We start from the raw sequence: 18,847 nt of genomic DNA on the forward strand, positions 1-18,847 counted from the left end.
CGGGGTGGACGCCGAGCTGAGCACCCTGCCCGCCCACCGCCAGGAGCTGTTCCGGGCCCGGGTGCAGCGCTGGCTGCCCGACCTGCTCGACGGACTGGCCCCGCTGTACCCCGACCCGCAGGCCGTCGCCGACCGGCTGCTGACCGCCGCGGCGCGCGCCTTCGCCGCCCGCGACGACGAGCTGCACGCCCTGGACCTGCGCCGGAGCCTGGCCCCGGACTGGTTCCAGCGTCCCGACGTGGTCGGCTACGCCGCCTACGCCGAGCGGTTCGCCGGGGGCGACCTGGCCGCCGTGGCGCAGCGTGCGGGGTACCTGCAGGACCTGGGCGTGAGCTACCTGCACCTGATGCCGGTGCTGACCCCCGGCCCACCGCCCAACGACGGCGGCTACGCCGTCGCCGACTACAGCTCGATCCGCCCGGACCTGGGCACCATGGCCGACCTGACCGCCCTCACCCGCGAGCTGCGCGGCCGCGGCATCAGCCTGTGCCTGGACCTGGTCCTCAACCACGTGGCCCGCGAGCACACCTGGGCCCGGGAGGCCCGCGCCGGCGACCCGGTGAAGCGCGCGTACTTCCACGTCTACCCCGACCGGACGGGGCCCGACGCCTGGGAGGCCACCCTGCCCGAGGTCTTCCCTGACCTCGCACCGGGCAACTTCACCTGGGACGACGACCTCGACGGCTGGGTCTGGACGACGTTCAACGACTACCAGTGGGACGTCGACTGGGCCAACCCCGACGTGTTCTGCGAGTACGCCGACGTGGTGCTGGACCTGGCCAACCACGGCGTCGAGGTGCTGCGGCTGGACGCCATCGCGTTCACCTGGAAGCGCCTGGGCACGAACTGCCAGAACCAGCCCGAGGTGCACGCCCTCACCCAGGCCCTGCGCACGGTGGCCCGGATCGCCTGCCCGGCGCTGCTGTTCAAGGCCGAGGCGATCGTCGGGCCGCGGGACCTCGTCGGGTACCTGGGCACCGGTGAGCACTGGGGCAAGGTCAGCGACCTGGCCTACCACAACGGCCTCATGGTGCAGGTCTGGTCGATGCTGGCCGCGCGGGACGCCGTCCTCGCCTCCCGGGCGCTGCAGACCCTGCCCGTCCCGCCGGCCTCGACGGCCTGGATCACCTACGTGCGCTGCCACGACGACATCGGCTGGGCCATCGACGACGGCGACGCCGCGGCCGTGGGCATCTCCGGGTACGAGCACCGCCGGTTCCTCACCGACTGGTACGCCGGCACCTTCCCCGGTTCGTGGGCCCGCGGCCTGGTGTTCGGGGAGAACGCGGCGACCGGTGACCGGCGGATCTCGGGCACCGCGGCCTCCCTGGCCGGCCTCGGCGCCTGGGACCCGCAGGCCGCCGCCCGGGTGCTGCTCGCGCACGCCGTGGTGTTCGGGTTCGGCGGCATCCCGGTGCTGTGGTCCGGCGACGAGCTGGGGCTGCTCGACGACCCGCACTGGGCCGAGGAGCCCGGCCACGAGGGCGACAACCGGTGGGCGCACCGCCCCCGGCTGACCTGGGACCGGGACGGCCGCCCGGTGCCGGGCTCCCCGGCGATCGCGGCGGGCATCGCGGCTCTGGCCCGGGCCCGGGTGACCCTGCCGCAGCTGCACGCCTCGGTGGCCGCCCGGGTGCTCGACCCGCGCGACCCCGCCGTCCTGCTGGTCGCCCGGCCGCACCCGCTGGGCACCGTGCTGGGCGCCTACAACGTCGCGCCCGGGCCCCGGCACGTGCCGCTGGACGTGCTGCGGGAGGTGGGCCTGGACCCGGCGGCCGTGGTCGACCACCTCACCGGGGCGGCGCCGCGGATCGCCGAGGACGCCGTCCAGCTGGCCCCGTACCAGGCGGTCTGGCTGCGCTGACCCGGGTCAGGGGACGGGGGACAGCACGGCCCCGGTGGTGAGGTCCTTGACGTAGAGGTCCCGCAGGCGGTTGGCGTCGGCGGTGACGAGTGCCTGGGACGTCGCCAGCACCACCAGGTCGCCGCGCACCGCCAGCACCCGGCCGTACTCGGCCGGCGCCACCGACCCGGTCGGGCCGGTGACCGGCCGGCCGTCGCCGTCGGCGGTGACCAGGGTCAGCGTGCCGGTGTCCAGGTCCCGGCGGACGACGTCGGTGTGCCCGTTGGTGTCGCCGGCGACCACCGCGGCGACGGTGGAGAAGAAGCCGTACCGGCCGGTGGGGTCCAGGGCGACCTGGTGCTCCCAGGCCGAGGTCTGGCCGGTGCCCAGCGGCGCCACGGCGCCGGTCACGGTGTCCTTGCGGTAGGCCAACCCGGTCGACCAGCTGGACGTCGGTGCGCTCGGCTTGGCCGCGGTCACGAAAGCCACGTACCGGCCGTCGTCGGACAGGTCGACGTCCCCGAGGTCCCGGAAGACCCCGACCGTCGTCGTGCCCATCGTGCTCACCACCGTGGCGTCGCCGGCCCCGGCGCCGGACAGCGTCCGCCGGTAGAGCACGACCGGGCCGTTGGGGCCGGACGCCGGGAACAGCGCGAACCGGCCGTCCGGCGTCAGGGCCAGCGCCGGCCCGGTGGCCGCCCGCGGCAGGTCGGCGCCGGTGCCGGTCGCCGAGACCCGGGTGACCGCGCCGGTGGACAGCCGCTTGGCGTAGACGTCGACGACCCCGTTGGTGTCGACCGGACCCAGGTCGTCGCGGGCGGAGTAGAAGAGCACCAGGTCGCCGTCGCCGCTGATCACGACGGTCGGGCTGGTGGCGTAGACCGACGACCCGCCCTGCAGCTCGGTGCCGGGCACCGAGGCGCTGACCCGGCCGGTGGTCGGCGCGCTGACCAGGGCCCACGTGCCGGTGGCGGTGTCCAGGCGGTAGACGTCGGCCAGGGTGTTGGTGTCGGCGGCCACCAACCGGGCCGTGGTGGCCAGCGCGACGTACCGGCCGTCGTCGCTGATCGCCGGCGCCGCGAGGTTGGTGGCGTCGGCGGCCGAGGCCCCGGCGGCCATCGGCGCGAGCCGGCTCGCGGTGCCCGTCGTCCGGTCCAGCCGGTACAGCTCGTAGGCGGTGTTGGTGTCGGCGGCCTCGAGCCGGGCCCGGGTGCCGACCACCACGAAGCGGCCGTCGGAGCTGACCGCCAGACCGCCCGTCTCGCCGGAGCCCTGCGCGGGCACCGTGGCCCCGACCGGGACGACGGCGACCGCTGCGGACACGACCGAGGCGTTGCCGCTGGGGTCCACCGCGACCACGGTGATCGAGTAGGAGGTGCCGTTGGTCAGCCCGGTGAGGACGACGGGGGACGCGGTCGGCGAGGCGACGAGGACGCCGTCCCGGTACACCCGGTAGACCAGCGGATCGGGGTCGGCCGGCGCGGTCCAGGAGACGGTGGCCGACCCGCTGGCCGCGCGGGCGGTGACCGCGGTCGGGGCGGCCGGGGCCGTGCTGTCGTAGGGCGTGGCGGTGACCGCGGCCGACGCGGCGGAGACGTTGCCGTGCCCGTCCACGGCGACCACGGTGAACGTCGCCGCGGCACCCGGCGCCAGGCCGGTCACCGTGGCCGAGGTCCCGGTGGTCGTGGCCACCACGACGCCGTCGCGCAGCACCCGGTAGCCGACCACGTCGGCGTCGGCCGGCGCGGTCCAGGTCAGCCCGACCTGCCGCTCGCCCGCGGTCGCCGCCGGGCCCGCCGGGGCGCCCGGCGCGGTCGTGTCGGTCGGGGTGGCCGACGTCGAGGGACCGGTGGCCGACCGGTTGCCGTGGGTGTCCACCGCGACCAGGGCGTAGGAGTAGGCGCGGTCGGCGACCAGGGCGGTGTCGGTGAACGAGGTCCCGGTGACGGTGGCGATCTCGACGCCGTCCCGCAGCACCCGGTAGGTGGCCAGGTCGGGCTCGGTGTTGGCCGGCCAGGTCAGGTCGACCCGGCCGTCGCCCGGGGTGGCGGTGACCGCACCGGGGGTGGCCGGGGCCGTCAGGTCGGTCGGGGTCGCGGTGGTCGCCGCGGAGGCGGGGGACCGGTTGCCGTGGCCGTCGACGGCCACCACGCGGTAGGCGTAGGCGGTGTCGTTCGTCAGCCCGGGGTCGGTGTAGGACGTGCCGGTGACCGTTGCGACCTCGACGCCGTCCCGCAGCACGCGGTAGGAGGCCACGTCGGGGTCGGCGTTCGCGGGCCAGCTCAGCGCGACCTGGCCGTCGCCGGGCACGGCGGTCGGCGCGGCCGGGGCGGCCGGGGCGGTCAGGTCGGTCGGGGTGGCCGGCACCGCGGTCGAGGTGGCCGACCGGTTGCCGTGGGTGTCCACGGCCACCAGGGACCACGCGGAGGTCTGGTCGTTGGTCAACCCGGTCGCGGTGTACGACGTCCCGGTGACGGTGGCGACCTCGACGCCGTCCCGCAGCACCCGGTAGGTGGCCAGGTCGGGCTCGGTGTTCGCCGTCCAGGTCAGCACGACCTGGCCGTCCCCGCGGGCGACGGCCAGGCCGGTCGGCGGCGCCGGCGGCGTGAGGTCGGTGGGGGTGGCCGGCACGACGGCGGTGGCGACCGAGTCGTTGCCGTGGGTGTCCACGGCGGCCAGCCGGTAGGCGTAGGTGCGGTCGTTGGTCAGGCCGGTGTCGGCGTAGGAGGTGCCGGTGACCGTGGCCAGCAGCAGGCCGTCGCGGTACAGCCGGTAGGAGGCCAGGTCGGGCTCGCCGTTCGCCGTCCAGGCCAGGTCGACCCGGGCGTCGCCGCGGACCGCGGTGAACCCGGTCGGGGTGGCCGGGGCCGTCAGGTCGGTGGGCGTGCCGCTGACCGCGGCGGAGGCGGCGGAGCGGTTGCCGTGGGTGTCCACCGCGACCAGCCGGTAGGCGTACGCGGTGTCGTCGGTCAGCCCGGTGTCGACGTAGGAGGTGCCGGTGACCGTGGCGACCTCGACGCCGTCCCGCAGCACCCGGTAGGTGGCCAGGTCGGGCTCGGTGTTCGCCGTCCAGGAGAGGGTGACCCGCTGCTCGCCGCGGGCCACGGCCAGGCCGACCGGGACGGCCGGCGGGGTCAGGTCGGTGGGGGTGGCGCTGACCGCGGCCGACGCGGCGGACCGGTTGCCGTGGGTGTCCACCGCGACCAGCCGGTAGGCGTAGGACCGGTCGTTGGTCAGGCCGGTGTCGGTGTACGACGTCCCGGTGACCGTGGCCACCTCGACGCCGTCCCGCAGCACCCGGTAGGTGGCCACGTCGGTCTCGGGGTTCGCCGTCCAGCCGAGCTGGACCCGGCCGTCGCCGCGCACGGCGGTCAGCCCGGTGGGCGCGGACGGGGGCGTGAGGTCCGTCGGGGTGGCCGACACGGCCGCCGAGGCCGCCGACCGGTTGCCGTGGGTGTCCACGGCGACCAGCCGGTAGGCGTACGCGGTGTCGTTGGCCAGCCCGGTGTCGGCGTAGGAGGTGCCGGTGACCGTGGCGATCTCAACGCCGTCGCGCAGCACCCGGTAGGTGGCCAGGTCGGCCTCGGCGTTCGCCGTCCAGGTCAGGTCCACCCGGCCGTCGCCGCGCACCGCGGCCAGCCCGGTCGGGACGGCGGGCGGGGTCAGGTCGGTGGGCGTGGCGTTCACCGACGCGGAGGGGGCCGACCGGTTGGTGTGGGTGTCCACGGCCACCAGCCGGTAGCCGTAGGTGCGGTCGTTGGTCAGCCCGGTGTCGGTGTACGACGTCCCGGTGACCGTGGCGATCTCCACGCCGTCCCGCAGCACGCGGTAGGAGGCCAGATCCGGCTCGGTGTTCGCCGTCCACGACAGCGCGACGCTCTGCTCGCCGCGGACCGCGGTCAACCCGGTCGGCACCGCCGGCGGGGTCAGGTCGGTGGGGGTGGCGTTGATCTGGGCGGTCGGGACCGACCGGTTGTCGTGCCCGTCGACCGCGACGAGCGAGTAGCGGTAGGTGCGGTCGTTGACCAGGCCGGTGTCGGTGTAGCCGCGGGTGCCGGCCGGGATGGTGGCCACCTCGACCCCGTCGCGCAGCAGCCGGTAGGAGGTCACGTCGGTCTCGGGGTTGGCCGCCCACGACACCGTCACCTGGCCGTCGCCGCGCTCGGTGAGCAGCATCGTCGGGGTGCCGGGCGGGGTCAGGTCGGTGGGCGTCGCCGCCACCGGCGGTGCCGACGAGTTGGACCACTGCCGGGAGACGTCGATCGCCTGGACGCGGTAGCGGTAGGTGGTGTCGTTGACCAGGCCGGTGTCGGTGAACGTGCGCCCGGTGAGCGTCCCGCTGACCGGGGTGCCGTCGCGCAGCACCTGGTACCCGGCCAGGTCGGGCTCGGTGTTCGCCGCCCAGGTCACGGTGACCTGGCCGTCCCCGCGGACCGCGGCGACCCCGGTCGGCGCAGCCGGGGCGACGCCGTCCCGCGGGTAGCTCGACGCCGTCGCCGGGACCGTGCCGGTGGCCGTCTGCAGGCCCAGCAGGTTGTAGCTGGTCCTGGTGAAGACCTGGACCGTGTAGTCGGTGCCGTTGGTCAGCCCGGTGATGGGCGTCGTCGTCGTCGTGCCGGTGACGGTGGTCTGGTAGGAGCCCACCTTGACCACGTACCCGCTGCGGTTGGGCTCCGTCGAGGCCGTCCAGGTCACCGTCGTGAACTGGCCGTTGCCTGGGGTGATGACCACGTTGGTCGGGGGCAGCGGGTTGCTGTCGCTCGCCTCGACCAGCGCAGGGGTGTCGACCGGTGGCGTCGCGACGGCGAGCAGCACCCCGCCCAGCAGGGCGGCGCCGAGCGCGGCCCGGACGAGGGCCCACCTCAGGCGTCGACCGCCCGGTCGCTGATCCACGTGGAACATCCCCTGTCCGCCGCCCGCACGAGCGCTCCTCCTCGTGTCGGCAGGTCCGCCCCGCGACAGCAGCCGATGCCGTTCCGGATCACCCCATCGGGGGTCGGGGGCAGATACTTGATTTCTCAAGTACTTGGGCCTACGGTCGGGCCATGACCTCGATCTTCGACCCGCGCGTCCCGGCCGCCGCCTTCGACGAGTTCCTCGTCGACGCCCTCCCCGCCGCCCGTGAGCAGCGGAGCTGGACCGAGGCCGACGGCGCGCTGCCGAGCCTGTACCTCAGCCACGGCGCACCGCCGCTGTTCGACGACGGCCCGTGGATGCGCGACCTGCACACCTGGGCGTTGTCCATGCCCAAGCCCAAGGACGTGCTGATCGTCAGCGCCCACTGGGAGTCCGCCCCCCTCTCGATCTCGTCGTCGGCTGCGCAGACCCCGCTGGTCTACGACTTCGGCGGCTTCGCCCGCCGCTACTACGAGATGACCTACGCGACGCCGGACGCGTCGGCGCTGGCCCGCCGGGTGGCCGGCGCGATGCCGGACTCCGAGCCGCTGCACGAGCACCGCGACCGCGGCCTGGACCACGGCGCCTGGGTGCCGCTGAAGGTGATGTACCCCCTCGGCGACGTCCCGGTGCTGCAGCTGTCGCTCCCGACGCACGACCCGCACCGGCTGCTCGACCTCGGCCGGCGGATCCGGGAGCTGCGCGAGGAGGGCACCCTGGTGATCGGCTCGGGGTTCATGACCCACGGGCTGCCCTTCCTCACCCGTGAGTCGATCGCCTCGGGCCAGGTGCCCTCCTGGTCCCGGGACTTCGACGACTGGGCCGCCGAGCTGCTGGCCGCCGGCGACGTCGAGGGCCTGGCCCGCTACGCCGCCGACGCCCCCGGCCTGCCCTATGCCCACCCCACGGTGGAGCACCTGAGCCCGCTGTTCGTCACGCTCGGTGCCGCCGACGAGCCGGAGCGTCCGGTCACCACCACGATCGACGGCTACATGATGGGGCTGTCCCGGAGGTCCTTCCAGCTCTGAGCCCCTCCCGGGCTAGGTGCGGAAGGTGCTCACCGTGGCCCGCAGATCACCTGCCATCCGGGCGAGCTCGTCCACCGCGGACCGGCTCTGGCCCAGGGCCTCGGTGGTCGCCCGCGCGGCCCCCGAGACGCCGGTGATGTTCTGCTCGATCTCGGTCGTGCCCGCTGCGGCCTCGGCCACCGACCGGGACATCTCCTGGGTGGTCGCGGTCTGCTCCTCGACCGCGGAGGCGATGGTGAGCTGGTAGTCGTTGATCTGCGCGATGACCGTGCCGATCCGCCCGATCGCGTCGACCGCGCCGCCGGTGTCGGTCTGGATCGCCGTCCCCCGCCGGATGATCTCCTCGGTGGCCAGGGCCGTGGCCTGCGCCAGCTGCTTGCCCTCGTCGGCCACGACCGCGAAGCCCCGGCCCGCCTCGCCGGCCCGGGCCGCCTCGATGGTGGCGTTGAGCGCCAGCAGCTTGGTCTGGCCCGCGATGGCCGAGATCAGCTTGACCACGTCGCCGATCTCCTGGGACGACTCGCCCAGCCGGCCGATCGTCGCGTTGGTGTCCGCGGCCTCCTCGACCGCACCGGCGGCGACCCGGGCGGCCTCGCCGGCGTTCTGGGCGATCTCCCGGATGGAGGCGCTCATCTGCTCGGCACCGGCCGCCACGGTCGCGACCGACCGGGACACCTCGCCGGCCGCCGCGGTCGCGGCACCGGACTGCCCGGAGGTCTGCTCCGCCGAGACCGAGATCTGCGCGGAGGACTCGGCCAGGCCGGCCGCAGCGCCCGCCACGGCGTCGGCCGAGCGGACCACCGAGCCGATCAGCTCGCGCAGCGAGGCCTGCGCGGCCTGCAGCGCGCGGCCCATCTGGCCGATCTCGTCGTTGCCGCGGACGCCGAACTGCACGGTCAAGTCGCCCTCGGCCAGGGCCTCGAGACCCAGCTTGAGGCGCCCCACGGGTCGGACGACGGACAGGTAGGTGTCCCGACCGACCTTCGCCACGCCGGCCAGGCCGAGCAGCGCGATCAGCGGTCCGGCCCAGGTGGTGATCTGCACCGTGCGGGCCAGCTCGGCGCGGGCGTCGGCCAGGTCGGCGTCCAGGGCCTCGGTGGCGGCCGCCACGGCCGCGCCGGTCGTGTCCTCCGCCGCCTGCACCTCGGTCCAGCGCCGCCGGGCCGCACCCTGGTCGGCGACCGCGTCGGCCACGAAGGCCGAGACGGTGCCGGCGTAGTCGGTGGCCGACGTGCCCAGGGCCTGCACCGCCTGCGCGGCGTCCCCGTCCAGCGCTGCCCCGCCGACCTGGTCCACCAGCTCCTGCACCCGCTCGCCGAGCCCGGCCACCTGGCCCTGCTGGCTCTGCGGGTCGGCGCGGATGAGCGCCTCGTAGGCCTCGACCTGCAGCTCGCTGGTGCGCTGGCCCAGGGCCAGGACGTCCGAGCGGGCGGCCGACAGCTCGTCGACCCGCCCCGACGACGCGACGACGGTCGCGTTGCCGAGGACGAGGGCCGTCACCAGCGCGCCCACGGCGGCCAGGACGACGAGCCCCAGCACCGTGCCCTTGAAGCGGAGGGAGCGGTAGGCCAGCCCGCGACGACGTCGCACCGGCGCCCCACCCTGCGCGGCGGCCCTGGTCACCAGGTGAACGTCCCCACCGTGGTGCGGAGCTCGCCGGCCATGCGGGCCAGCTCGTCCACGGCGACCCGGGTCTGCCCCAGCGCCTGCGTGGTCGCCCCCGCCGCGCCCGACACCCCGGTGATCGTCGACGCGATCTCCGTCGTCCCGCCCGCGGCCTCGGCCACGCTGCGCGACATCTCGTTGGTCGTCGCCGTCTGCTCCTCGACCGCACTGGCGATCGTGAGCTGGTAGTCGTTGATCTGCCCGATGACCGTGCCGATCCGGCCGATCGCCGCCACCGCACCACCGGTGTCGGCCTGGATCGCCTCCACCCGCCGGGCGATGTCCTCGGTCGCCCGAGCGGTCTCCTGCGCCAGCTCCTTCACCTCGTTCGCCACCACCGCGAAGCCCTTGCCCGCCTCGCCGGCCCGCGCGGCCTCGATGGTCGCGTTCAGCGCCAGCAGGTTCGTCTGCTCCGCGATGCTCGTGATCACCTTGATCACGTCACCGATCTCCTTCGACGACACACCCAGCTTGGTGATCGTGGCGTTGGTCCGCTCGGCCTCGGAGACCGCGTCCGCGGCCACCCGGGCCGCCTCGTTGGCGTTCTGCGCGATCTCCCGGATCGACGCCGACATCTCCTCGGCACCGGCGGCGACCGTCGCCACGCTGCGCGACACCTCGTCGGCCGCCGACGACACCGACCCCGACTGCACGCTGGTCTGCTCCGCCGACGCCGCGATCTGCGCCGCCGAGGCCGACAGCTCCTCGCTGGAGGCCGCCACCGCGTCCGCCGACCCGACCACCGAGGCCATCAGCGAGCGGAGCTGGCCCTGCGCGGTGCCCAGCGCCTCGGCCATCCGGCCGAGCTCGTCCCGGGAGTGCACGGTCGGGGTGACCGTGAGGTCGCCGTGCTCCAGCGCCTCCAGGGACACCTGCACCGAGGACACCGAGCGCTTGATGCCGCGGATGACGTACCAGGCGACCAGCGAGCCGAGCAGCACCATGGCGACCAGCCCGCCGACCATGGTCCAGATCGCCTGGGCGGCCTTGGCGTCGGTCGAGACGATCTGCGTGGCGGCCTCCTCGCTGGACCGGTCGGACTCCGCGGAGAAGTCGTCCATCACCGAGTCCACCGCCGACTGCAGCGAGCCGGTCAGCACCGTCGCGACGCCGGCCTGGTTGCCCGCGTCGGCCGCCGGGACCAGCTGCTGGTCGGCGATCGTGTAGTAGGTGTTCAGGTCCGACCGGAACTGGGCCCAGGCCGCGGCGTCGATGGCGTGGTCGGCGTAGTCCTCGACCTTCTGGTCGAACTCCGTGCGGCGCTCGGCCAGCTCGGCGGCCATCTCCTCGCGGCCGTCGTCGTCCAGCAGGGCGTAGCCGGCGTACCGGGCCCGGTCGCCCTGGTAGGCGCGCTGCAGCTCGCCGAGCGCGACCAGCTGGACGATGTGGCCGTCGTAGAGGTCGTTGGCCTCCGCGCGCAGGAAGGACAGGCGGGACAGCGCCAGCCCGGTGAGGGCTGCGGCGAGCAGGCAGACGACCGCGACCACGGCGCCGATCTTGATCGAGACAGATCTGTCGGTGAACCAACGCACGGTGTACTCCCAGGCGACGAGCCGGCTGAGCTGCCGGTCACACCCGTCCCTACGGTCCCACCCGCCCCAGGGTTGAGCCGCCCTGGTCCATCGTCACCGAACCGCACCCTGACCTGCGGGTCGTCGTCCTGCGGCGGTCGACTTCTCGACCGCCCGGTCAGCTCTCCCGGGGGGAGCTCTTGACGCCGAGGATCGGGCAGTCGACGTCCAGCAGGATCCGCTGGGCGGCCGAGCCCATCAGCAGCTTGCCCACCGCCGAGCGCTTCCGCAGGCCGATGACCAGCAGTTCTGCCCCGGTCTCGGTGCAGGCCGCGGCGAGCTCCTCGGCCACGTCGCGGCCGCGGACGGGCTGGCGGATCTCGGTCTGCAGGCCGGAGGCGGCCAGCTCGTCGTGCAGCGCGCGGAGCTGGTCACCGCGGAGGAACTCCTCGTCGACCAGGGCGTCGCCGCGGGAGGAGTTGACCACCACGAGCAGGGCCTCGCGGCGGTGCGCCTCGAGGACGGCGTGGTCCAGCGCGGCCCGGCCACGGGGGTGGGGGACGTAGCCCACGACGACGGCGCTCACGGGGTGCCTCCCTCTCGGTTCGCTGCGGTCTGCACCTCTCGATCCTCCTCCTGCTCCTGGGCCACCTCGGCCGGGGTCGCCCGCCGCCCGCGCACCGCGCGGAGCACGACCGGCCCGACCAGGGCGAGCAGGGCCAGCAGCAGCACGACCCGGCTGAACCAGCTGTCCACCAGCACCGAGAGGTCGCCGTCGCTGATCGCCAGCGCCCGGCGCAGGTTGGTCTCCGCGATCGGCCCCAGGATCAGCCCGATCACCGCCGGGGCCACCGGCCAGCCGAACCGGCGCATCGCGAACCCGAGCAGGCCCAGGCCGAGCAGGATCACCAGGTCCAGCGGGTCGGCGTTCACCGCGAACGAGCCCAGCGAGGCGAAGGTGAGGATGCCCGCGTACAGGTAGGGGCGCGGGATCTTCAGCAGCTTCACCCACAGGCCGACCAGCGGCAGGTTCAGCACGACGAGCATGACGTTGCCGATGAACAGCGACGCGATCAGCGCCCAGACCAGCGGGCCCTCGGTGGTCAGCAGCGTCGGGCCGGGCTGGATCCCGTAGCCCTGGAACGCGGCCAGGATGATCGCCGCGGTCGCCGAGGTCGGGATGCCCAGCGTCAGCAGCGGCACCAGCACACCGGCGGCGGAGGCGTTGTTGGCCGCCTCCGGCCCGGCGACGCCCTCGATGGCGCCGTGGCCGAACTCCTCGGGGTGCTTGGTGAGCTTCTTCTCGGTGGCGTAGGAGAGGAACGTCGGGATCTCCGCACCGCCGGCGGGCATGACGCCGAACGGGAAACCCAGCGCGGTGCCGCGCAGCCACGGCTTCCACGACCGGCGCCAGTCCTCCTTGGTCAGCCACCCGCCCTTGTGGTCGATGACCTGCACCGACCCCTTGCGCAACCGGCTGGCCACGTACAGCGCCTCGCCGACGGCGAACAGCGCCACCGCGACCACGACGACGTCGATGCCGTCGGAGAGCTGCGGGATGCCGAGGGTGAACCGCTCCTGCCCGGACAGGACGTCGGTGCCGACCAGGCCCAGGTACAGCCCCAGGCACAGCGCCGCCAGCCCGCGCAGCGGGGAGGACCCCAGCACGCTGGCCACCGCGACGAACGCCAGGACGGCGAGGGCGAAGTAGTCCGCCGTCGTCACGTTGATCGCGACCTGCACCAGGGTCGGCGCGACCAGGGCGAGCAGCAGGGTGGCGATGGTGCCGGCGACGAACGAGCCGATCGCCGCGGTGGCCAGGGCCGCGGACCCGCGGCCGGCCTTGGCCATCTTGTTGCCCTCGAGCGCGGTCATGATCGACGCGGACTCACCGGGGGTGTTCAGCAGGATCGACGTGGTCGACCCGCCGTACATGCCGCCGTAGTAGATGCCGGCGAACATGATCAGCGCGCTGGTCGGCTCCAGCACGTAGGTGGCCGGCAGCAGCAGGGCCACCGTCATGGCCGGGCCGATGCCCGGCAGCACGCCGACGGCGGTGCCCAGCAGCACGCCGAGCAGCGCGAAGAGCAGGTTGACCGGGGTGATCGCGTCGGCGAACCCGCCGAGCAGGTCGGAGATGGCCATCTAGAACCAGCTCGTCAGGAACTCGAGGACGATCCCGCCGGGCAGCGCCACGTTCAGCGCCTTGACGAAGATGATCCAGACGACGCAGCCGACGGTCAGCCCGACGAGGAACGGCCGCACCGCCGCCACCGGGGTCAGCCGGCCCTGCAGCGTGGTGGCCACCGCGGCGAACATCAGCGCGACCGCCAGCGGCCAGCCGACCACGTTGATCAGCAGCGCGTGCGCCACGAAGGCCACCGCGATGACCGCGACGGCCCGCCAGTCGGTCGGGGCGTCGGGGTCGACGTCCTCGCCGTCGTCGGCCGGGCCGCGGTCCCCGCGCAGCACCCGCAGGGCCAGCAGGGCACCGGTGAGCACCGACAGCCCGCCGACCGCGTAGGGGAAGAACCGCGGGCCGACCGTGTTGCTCGACCCCGGGATCGCGATCGCGCCGGCGTCCACCAGGAGGTAGACGCCCAGGGCGGCCAGCAGCACCGCAGCGACCAGCTCGCCGTTGAACGACCCCGGCCGCTGGGCCACCGGGGTCGCCGGGGTCTCCGCGGCGACCGACTCCTCCGCCTCGTTCACTGGATCAACCCGATCTCGGTGAGGACCTGGCGCACGCGGGTCTCCTCCTCGGCGAGGAACTCGCCGTACTCGTCGCCGGTCTGGAAGGTGTCCAGCCAGCCGTTGGCGTCCAGTGCCTCGGCCCACTCATCGGTGTCGTGCGCCTCGGTGACCAGGGCGATCAGGTCCTCGCGGGCGCCGTCGGACATCCCCGGCCGGGCCATCAGGCCGCGCCAGTTGGTGACCTCGACGTCGAAGCCGCTCTCGACGATCGTCGGGACGTCGGGGACCTGGTTGGACCGCTCGGCGGTGGAGACCGCGATGCCCTTGAGGTCACCGGCCTGCACCTGCGGGCCGTAGTCCGCGGTGCCGGAGATGCCGGCGGCGACCTGGTTGCCCAGCAGCGCGGCCAGGGACTCCCCGCCGCCGGAGTAGGCGATGTAGTTGACCTCGACCGGGTCGATGCCGGCGGCCTGGGCGAGGAGCCCGGCCAGGATCTGGTCGGTGCCGCCGGCCGAGCCGCCGGCGATGGGGGTGCCGCGGGGGTCCGCCGCCCAGCCCGCCACGAAGTCCTCGAGGGTGTCGTACGGCGAGTCCGCCGGCACGACGATCAGCTCGGTCTCGGCGATCAGCTGGGCGATCGGGGTGACGTCGTCCAGCCGGGTGGTCGAGTCGTTGGTGTCGATGGCGCCCACCATGACCAGGCCCATCATCATCAGCAGCGCGTCGTCGTCCTCGCGGGCGAGCTGGCCGATGCCGATCGTGCCGCCGGCGCCCTCGACGTTGAACACCTGCACGTTGCGGGCGACCCCGGCCTGCTGGATCACCCGCTGCAGGGTCCGGGCGGTGGTGTCCCACCCGCCGCCCGGGCTGGCCGGGACCATCATCCGCAGCCGGGAGAGGTCCCCGGGCTGGACGACGGTGCCCGCGCAGGCGGCCACGGTGGACAGCGCCGGCAGCGCGAGCGCCCCGGCCAGGAACCCACGTCGGGTCAGCGCCACGGGCTGCACCCGGGCTGGTCGGCGATCACCTGGCCACCGTAGGTGAGAGCGCGCTGTGCGTCACATGTCCGTTGTGACCACAAGGGGGTCAGACGGCGAGCGCGACCGCCAGGGCCTCGAGCAGGTCGCGCACGCCCGAGGTCGCCACTCGCCAGGGGCGGTAAAGGCGTACAGCGTGCACATCTTGGTAGACCAGTGTTGCTTTAGCATCTAGCTAAACCCACACTTGGATGGGAGAGTTGAATCCGTGCTGCCTTTCAGCCCGCAATCGGACCTCCTCGAAGCTAGAGCCAGCCTCCGTGCCGAGGTGGATGAGTGCCTGGACAAGCTGGCAGCCGGAGCTCTACCCGAACTGGTGGAGCGCCAGAGGGTCGACCTGAAGGAAGAGGCCGGACGGCGGGGCAGCGGTGGAGTCCTCCTCCCGGGCGACCCGCACAACTTGGCTGCAGCGGACCATCTGGCGCGAGAGGTCGCATGCCTCGCCAACACTCCAGGTGGCGGGGCCTTGATCGTGGGGGTCGAGGACCGCAGCGGCGCACTGTTCGGCGCAGCGCTCGATGCCGAGTGGCTTCGCCAGCGCATCTACCAACGGGTCGACGTCGCGCCGGCCGTCGAGGAACGCATCGTCGCCGGAGCCCGGTTGCTGGTGGTGTTCGTCGCCGAGGCCCGCGAACCGGTCGAGGACCAGGACGGAAACCTCAGATGGCGTACGGGATCGAGCTGCCAACCGGTCGACCGTGCCGAGTGGTGGCTGCACCGACAGGACATCGCCGGAGCCGACCCCATGGCCGCTGTCACCTCTCGCACCGTCGTCGACGTGCCGGACGGCGCCATCGTCGCTGCACGCGCTTACCTGCAACGCAGTGGTCTCGAAGGTGTACCCCGTACCCGCAGTTCGAGCGAGCTGCTTGCCTGGCTCGGAGTGCTGCGGCCCGACGGTCACCTCACCCAGGCGGGCGCCTTGGTCTTCTGCGCCAGCGATCGCACCCTGCTGTCCCTGTCCGTCCTCGACGTCGAGGGCGGTGATGTCCTGGCTGCCCCGCTGGACCTGAGTGGACTCAGCCTCATCGAGCAGGTCGCCGTCGTGGAGCAGCGTCTGGACAGCGTGAACACGTCCATCACGCTCACGGGATCATTCGCAGAGGAGCCAGTTCGCCGGTTGCCTCCCCGGGCCATCCGCGAAGCAGTCCTCAACGGCGTGATCCATCGTGACTGGATGCCACGTGACCCTGTGGAGATCACGTGGATCGAAGCGGACTCAGCCCTCCAGGTCGTCAGCCCCGGCGGCTTCGTCGGGGGCATCACCGCGGCCAACGTCCTCACGCAACGCTTCGCCAGGTACCCCGCGCTCGCTGATCTCTTCCGCGGCATGAACCTCGTGGACAAGCGAGGCCTCGGGGTGGATCGCATGGTCCGCGAGATGGTGACCTTGGGTCATCGCCGTCCCATCGTCGACGAGCAGTCGAACATCCGGGTCCGGGCGCGGCTCACCGGCGGTGCACCTGTGCTGCCGGTCATGGCGCTCGTCTCGGCCATCCAGCCGGCGGTACGGCGCCGCGACGTCCGCATCGCCCTCATCGTCCACACGCTGCTGCACGAGCCGTTCATCACCGCCGATGGTTTGGTGGACGTCCTGCAGCGGGACGGCGCCGAATGCGCAGAAGCGATCGACACGGCCCTGGAGTGCCGGGTGGGTGACCAGCCGTTGCTGGCGCGCGTCAAAGACGTGTGGACCTTGTCCGCCGCGGCGCTCGGCCTCCTCGAGACCAAGGAGGCACGCCTGGCCTTGCGATCCCGGGGAGTCCTGCCCTACCGACGTCCAGAAGATCCTCGTCGGGTCATCCGCGCCTGGCTGATGGCGCACGACCGCATGACATCCGGAGACCACGCCGCACTCACCGGGCTGTCTGTGGGTGGGGCTCTACGGCAGCTCGAGCGCCAGGCCGCGGAAGGCTTCTTGGCGCGAGGAGACGAGATCGGCAGGAACGCCCACTTCACCCGCGGGCCGTCGTTCGCCGCCTGAAGAGACGCACGACCTCAGACCGCGAGCGCGACCGCCAGGGCCTCGAGCAGGTCCCGCACGCCGTCCAGGTCGGGCACCCGGAGCTGGGCGGCGGTGTCGCCGTCGCCCACCTTGACCGTCACGGCGCCGACCCGGGGGGCCAACGCGGTGAACGCGTCCTCGTCGGTGCGGTCGTCGCCCAGGTAGAGCACGCCGTCGGCGCCGAGGGAGTCGGCCAGGCGGAGCACCGCCGTCCCCTTGTCGGCGTCGGTGACCGCGAGCTCCAGCACGTCCTTGCCCGGCTTGGCGGTGTGGTGCGGCCCGGCGGCCGCGGCGGCCCGCTCCAGCAGGGCCGCGGCGGCGGGACGGTCGGCCACGGTGCGCACGTGCACGGCGACCGCGGCGGGCTTGACCTCCAGGCGGGCGCCGGGGACGGCGTCGACCAGCGGCTGCACCGCACCGACCAGCAGGTCCCGCTCGGCGGCGACCCCGGCGTCCAGGCCGTCGTCGAACTCCGCGCCGTGGCTGCCGACGAACCGGATCGGCGCGCCCAGCCCGGACGTCGTCCGCAGGTCGTCCAGGCCGCGGCCGCTGACCATCACGACCGTGACGCCGTCGGCGCCGGCCAGGCGGCGCAGCAGGTCCGGCGCCCACTCCTCGGGCACGGCCTCCCCGGGGACGTCCCGCAGCCGGGCGAGGACGCCGTCGTAGTCGCTGGCCACCAGCAGCGGCCGGCGGTCGGTCAGCCGGGTCACGACCTCGGCGACGGTGCTCACGCGGCCTCCTCCTGCAGGGCGGCGAAGAACGACCCGGCCCAGTGCTCCAGGTCGTGCTTGGCCAGGTACCGGCGCATCGCCTTCATCGCCCTGGCGGACTCCTCGGGGTCGGCCCGCAGCGCCCGCATCAGCTGCTTCTTGACGCCGTCCTTGTCGTGCGGGTTGACCAGGTAGGCCTGCTTGAGCTCGGCGGCGGCACCGGCGAACTCGCTGAGCACCAGCGTGCCGCCGTTGTCGCCGCGGGCGGCCACGTACTCCTTGGCCACCAGGTTCATGCCGTCGCGGTAGGGCGTCACGAGCATGACGTCGGCGGCCCGGTAGAGGGCGGCGAGCTCCTCGCGCGGCATCGACTGGTTGAAGTAGTGCACCGCCGGGCCGCTGGTGGAGCCGAAGACCCCGTTGATGTGCCCGACCTGCTGCTCGATGGTCTCCCGCATGTGCACGTAGTGCTCGACCCGCTCCCGGGACGGCGTGGCCACCTGCATGAAGACCGTGGACGGTGCCTCGACCAGCTCGTCCTCCAGCAGCTCCAGGAAGACCTCGAGCCGGACGCCGATGCCCTTGGTGTAGTCCAGCCGGTCGACGCCGAGGATCACCTTGTCCGGGTTGCCCAGTTCCTCGCGGATCTGCTTCGCCCGGGCCAGCACCTCGGGGCTGCGGGCGAGGGAGTCGAAGACCGACACGTCGATCGAGATCGGGAACGCTTTGGCGGTCACGGTGCGGCCGTCGTAGCTGATCGTGGAGCCCTTGGTCGGCAGGTCGTGCAGCCGGCGGGCCAGCTGCACGAAGTTCGCCGCCGCGGCCGGCATCTGGAAGCCGATCAGGTCCGCGCCCAGCAGGCCCTCGACGATCGCGTTGCGCCAGGGCAGCTGGGTGAACAACTCATAGGGCGGGAACGGGATGTGCAGGAAGAACCCGATGGTGAGGTCCGGGCGCAGCTGGCGGAGCATCGCCGGCACCAGCTGCAGCTGGTAGTCGTGCACCCAGACGATCGCGCCCTGCCCGGCGACCTCGGCGGCCTTCTCGGCGAACCGGCGGTTGACCTGCACGTAGCTGTTCCACCAGGTGCGGTGGTACTCCGGCTTCTCGACCACGTCGTGGTACAGCGGCCACAGCGAGGCGTTGGAGAACCCCTCGTAGTACTGGTCGACGTCGTCGTCGCTGAGCTCCACCGGCACCAGCTGCATCCCGCCGGACTCGAAGGGCTCGGGCGCCTCGCCCGCCGACCCCGACCAGCCCACCCAGGCCCCGCCCCGGCCGGCCACGAACGGCTCCAGCGCGGTGACCAGGCCACCCGGGCTGCGGGTCCAGCTCACCGAGCCGTCGGCGGCGACGACCTGGTCGACGGGCAACCGGTTGGCGACGACGACGACGGGGCTCTCGGACTTCTGCTGATCAGCCATACCGGGTCGACCCTACTGAGCGCCGGCCCCC

The 18,847-nt window shown here is 73.5% G+C and carries 12 protein-coding genes; 3 read left to right on the top strand and 9 right to left on the bottom strand.

Annotated elements, in window-relative coordinates; translation table 11 throughout:
* Nucleotides 1-4 precede the first annotated feature (4 nt).
* Nucleotides 5-1,864 carry an alpha-amylase family protein gene (locus LFA75_RS10760; RefSeq protein WP_225233636.1) on the top strand — a complete coding sequence of 620 codons (1,860 nt, stop codon included), beginning with the start codon at nucleotides 5-7 and terminating at the stop codon, nucleotides 1,862-1,864.
* Nucleotides 1,865-1,870: 6 nt separating this feature from the next.
* Here LFA75_RS10760 and LFA75_RS10765 read toward each other — a convergent pair whose 3' ends face one another.
* Nucleotides 1,871-6,736 carry a fibronectin type III domain-containing protein gene (locus LFA75_RS10765; RefSeq protein ID WP_225233637.1) on the bottom strand — a complete coding sequence of 1,622 codons (4,866 nt, stop codon included), beginning with the start codon at nucleotides 6,734-6,736 and terminating at the stop codon, nucleotides 1,871-1,873.
* 152 nt (nucleotides 6,737-6,888) lie between these two features.
* On the opposite strand from LFA75_RS10765, the gene LFA75_RS10770 reads away from it, so the two are divergent.
* On the top strand, nucleotides 6,889-7,767 hold the full coding sequence (locus tag LFA75_RS10770) for a dioxygenase family protein (RefSeq protein ID WP_225233638.1): 879 nt from the start codon (nucleotides 6,889-6,891) through the stop codon (nucleotides 7,765-7,767).
* Nucleotides 7,768-7,779: 12 nt separating this feature from the next.
* Here LFA75_RS10770 and LFA75_RS10775 read toward each other — a convergent pair whose 3' ends face one another.
* The 6 genes from LFA75_RS10775 to LFA75_RS10800 all read right to left on the bottom strand — a co-directional run bounded on the left by LFA75_RS10775 (nucleotide 7,780) and on the right by LFA75_RS10800 (nucleotide 14,635).
* Nucleotides 7,780-9,390 (bottom strand): methyl-accepting chemotaxis protein, encoded by a 1,611-nt coding sequence (locus LFA75_RS10775; RefSeq protein WP_225233639.1) that lies wholly within the window; start codon nucleotides 9,388-9,390, stop codon nucleotides 7,780-7,782.
* The gene (locus LFA75_RS10780) at nucleotides 9,387-10,964 is read right to left on the bottom strand and encodes a methyl-accepting chemotaxis protein (protein WP_225233640.1); all 1,578 of its coding nucleotides are present in this window, start codon (nucleotides 10,962-10,964) and stop codon (nucleotides 9,387-9,389) included. Before LFA75_RS10780 ends, LFA75_RS10775 begins: the two co-directional genes overlap by 4 nt.
* Nucleotides 10,965-11,121: 157 nt before the next feature.
* On the bottom strand, nucleotides 11,122-11,529 hold the full coding sequence (locus LFA75_RS10785) for a universal stress protein (protein WP_225233641.1): 408 nt from the start codon (nucleotides 11,527-11,529) through the stop codon (nucleotides 11,122-11,124).
* Nucleotides 11,526-13,088: a tripartite tricarboxylate transporter permease gene (locus LFA75_RS10790; RefSeq protein ID WP_225233642.1), complete on the bottom strand. Its 1,563-nt coding sequence runs from the start codon at nucleotides 13,086-13,088 to the stop codon at nucleotides 11,526-11,528. Before LFA75_RS10790 ends, LFA75_RS10785 begins: the two co-directional genes overlap by 4 nt.
* Complete coding sequence (locus LFA75_RS10795; protein WP_225233643.1) at nucleotides 13,089-13,655, bottom strand: tripartite tricarboxylate transporter TctB family protein; 567 nt, start codon at nucleotides 13,653-13,655, stop codon at nucleotides 13,089-13,091. It abuts the gene before it with no gap.
* Nucleotides 13,652-14,635: a Bug family tripartite tricarboxylate transporter substrate binding protein gene (locus LFA75_RS10800; RefSeq protein ID WP_225233644.1), complete on the bottom strand. Its 984-nt coding sequence runs from the start codon at nucleotides 14,633-14,635 to the stop codon at nucleotides 13,652-13,654. The genes LFA75_RS10795 and LFA75_RS10800 overlap by 4 nt, the downstream gene beginning before the upstream one ends.
* A 247-nt stretch (nucleotides 14,636-14,882) precedes the next feature.
* On the opposite strand from LFA75_RS10800, the gene LFA75_RS10805 reads away from it, so the two are divergent.
* Complete coding sequence (locus tag LFA75_RS10805) at nucleotides 14,883-16,658, top strand: DUF5635 domain-containing protein (protein ID WP_225233645.1); 1,776 nt, start codon at nucleotides 14,883-14,885, stop codon at nucleotides 16,656-16,658.
* Between the two features lie 14 nt (nucleotides 16,659-16,672).
* Here LFA75_RS10805 and otsB read toward each other — a convergent pair whose 3' ends face one another.
* Together otsB and LFA75_RS10815 are read right to left on the bottom strand one after the other, a co-directional pair.
* On the bottom strand, nucleotides 16,673-17,413 hold the full coding sequence (gene otsB / locus LFA75_RS10810; protein WP_225233646.1) for a trehalose-phosphatase: 741 nt from the start codon (nucleotides 17,411-17,413) through the stop codon (nucleotides 16,673-16,675).
* Entirely contained in the window at nucleotides 17,410-18,816 is a 1,407-nt protein-coding gene (locus tag LFA75_RS10815) for an alpha,alpha-trehalose-phosphate synthase (UDP-forming) (protein WP_225233647.1), read from the bottom strand. Before LFA75_RS10815 ends, otsB begins: the two co-directional genes overlap by 4 nt.
* Nucleotides 18,817-18,847: the final 31 nt, after the last annotated feature.

Source organism: Klenkia terrae (genome assembly GCF_900491935.1).
In the GTDB taxonomy this organism is placed as follows: domain Bacteria; phylum Actinomycetota; class Actinomycetes; order Mycobacteriales; family Geodermatophilaceae; genus Klenkia; species Klenkia terrae.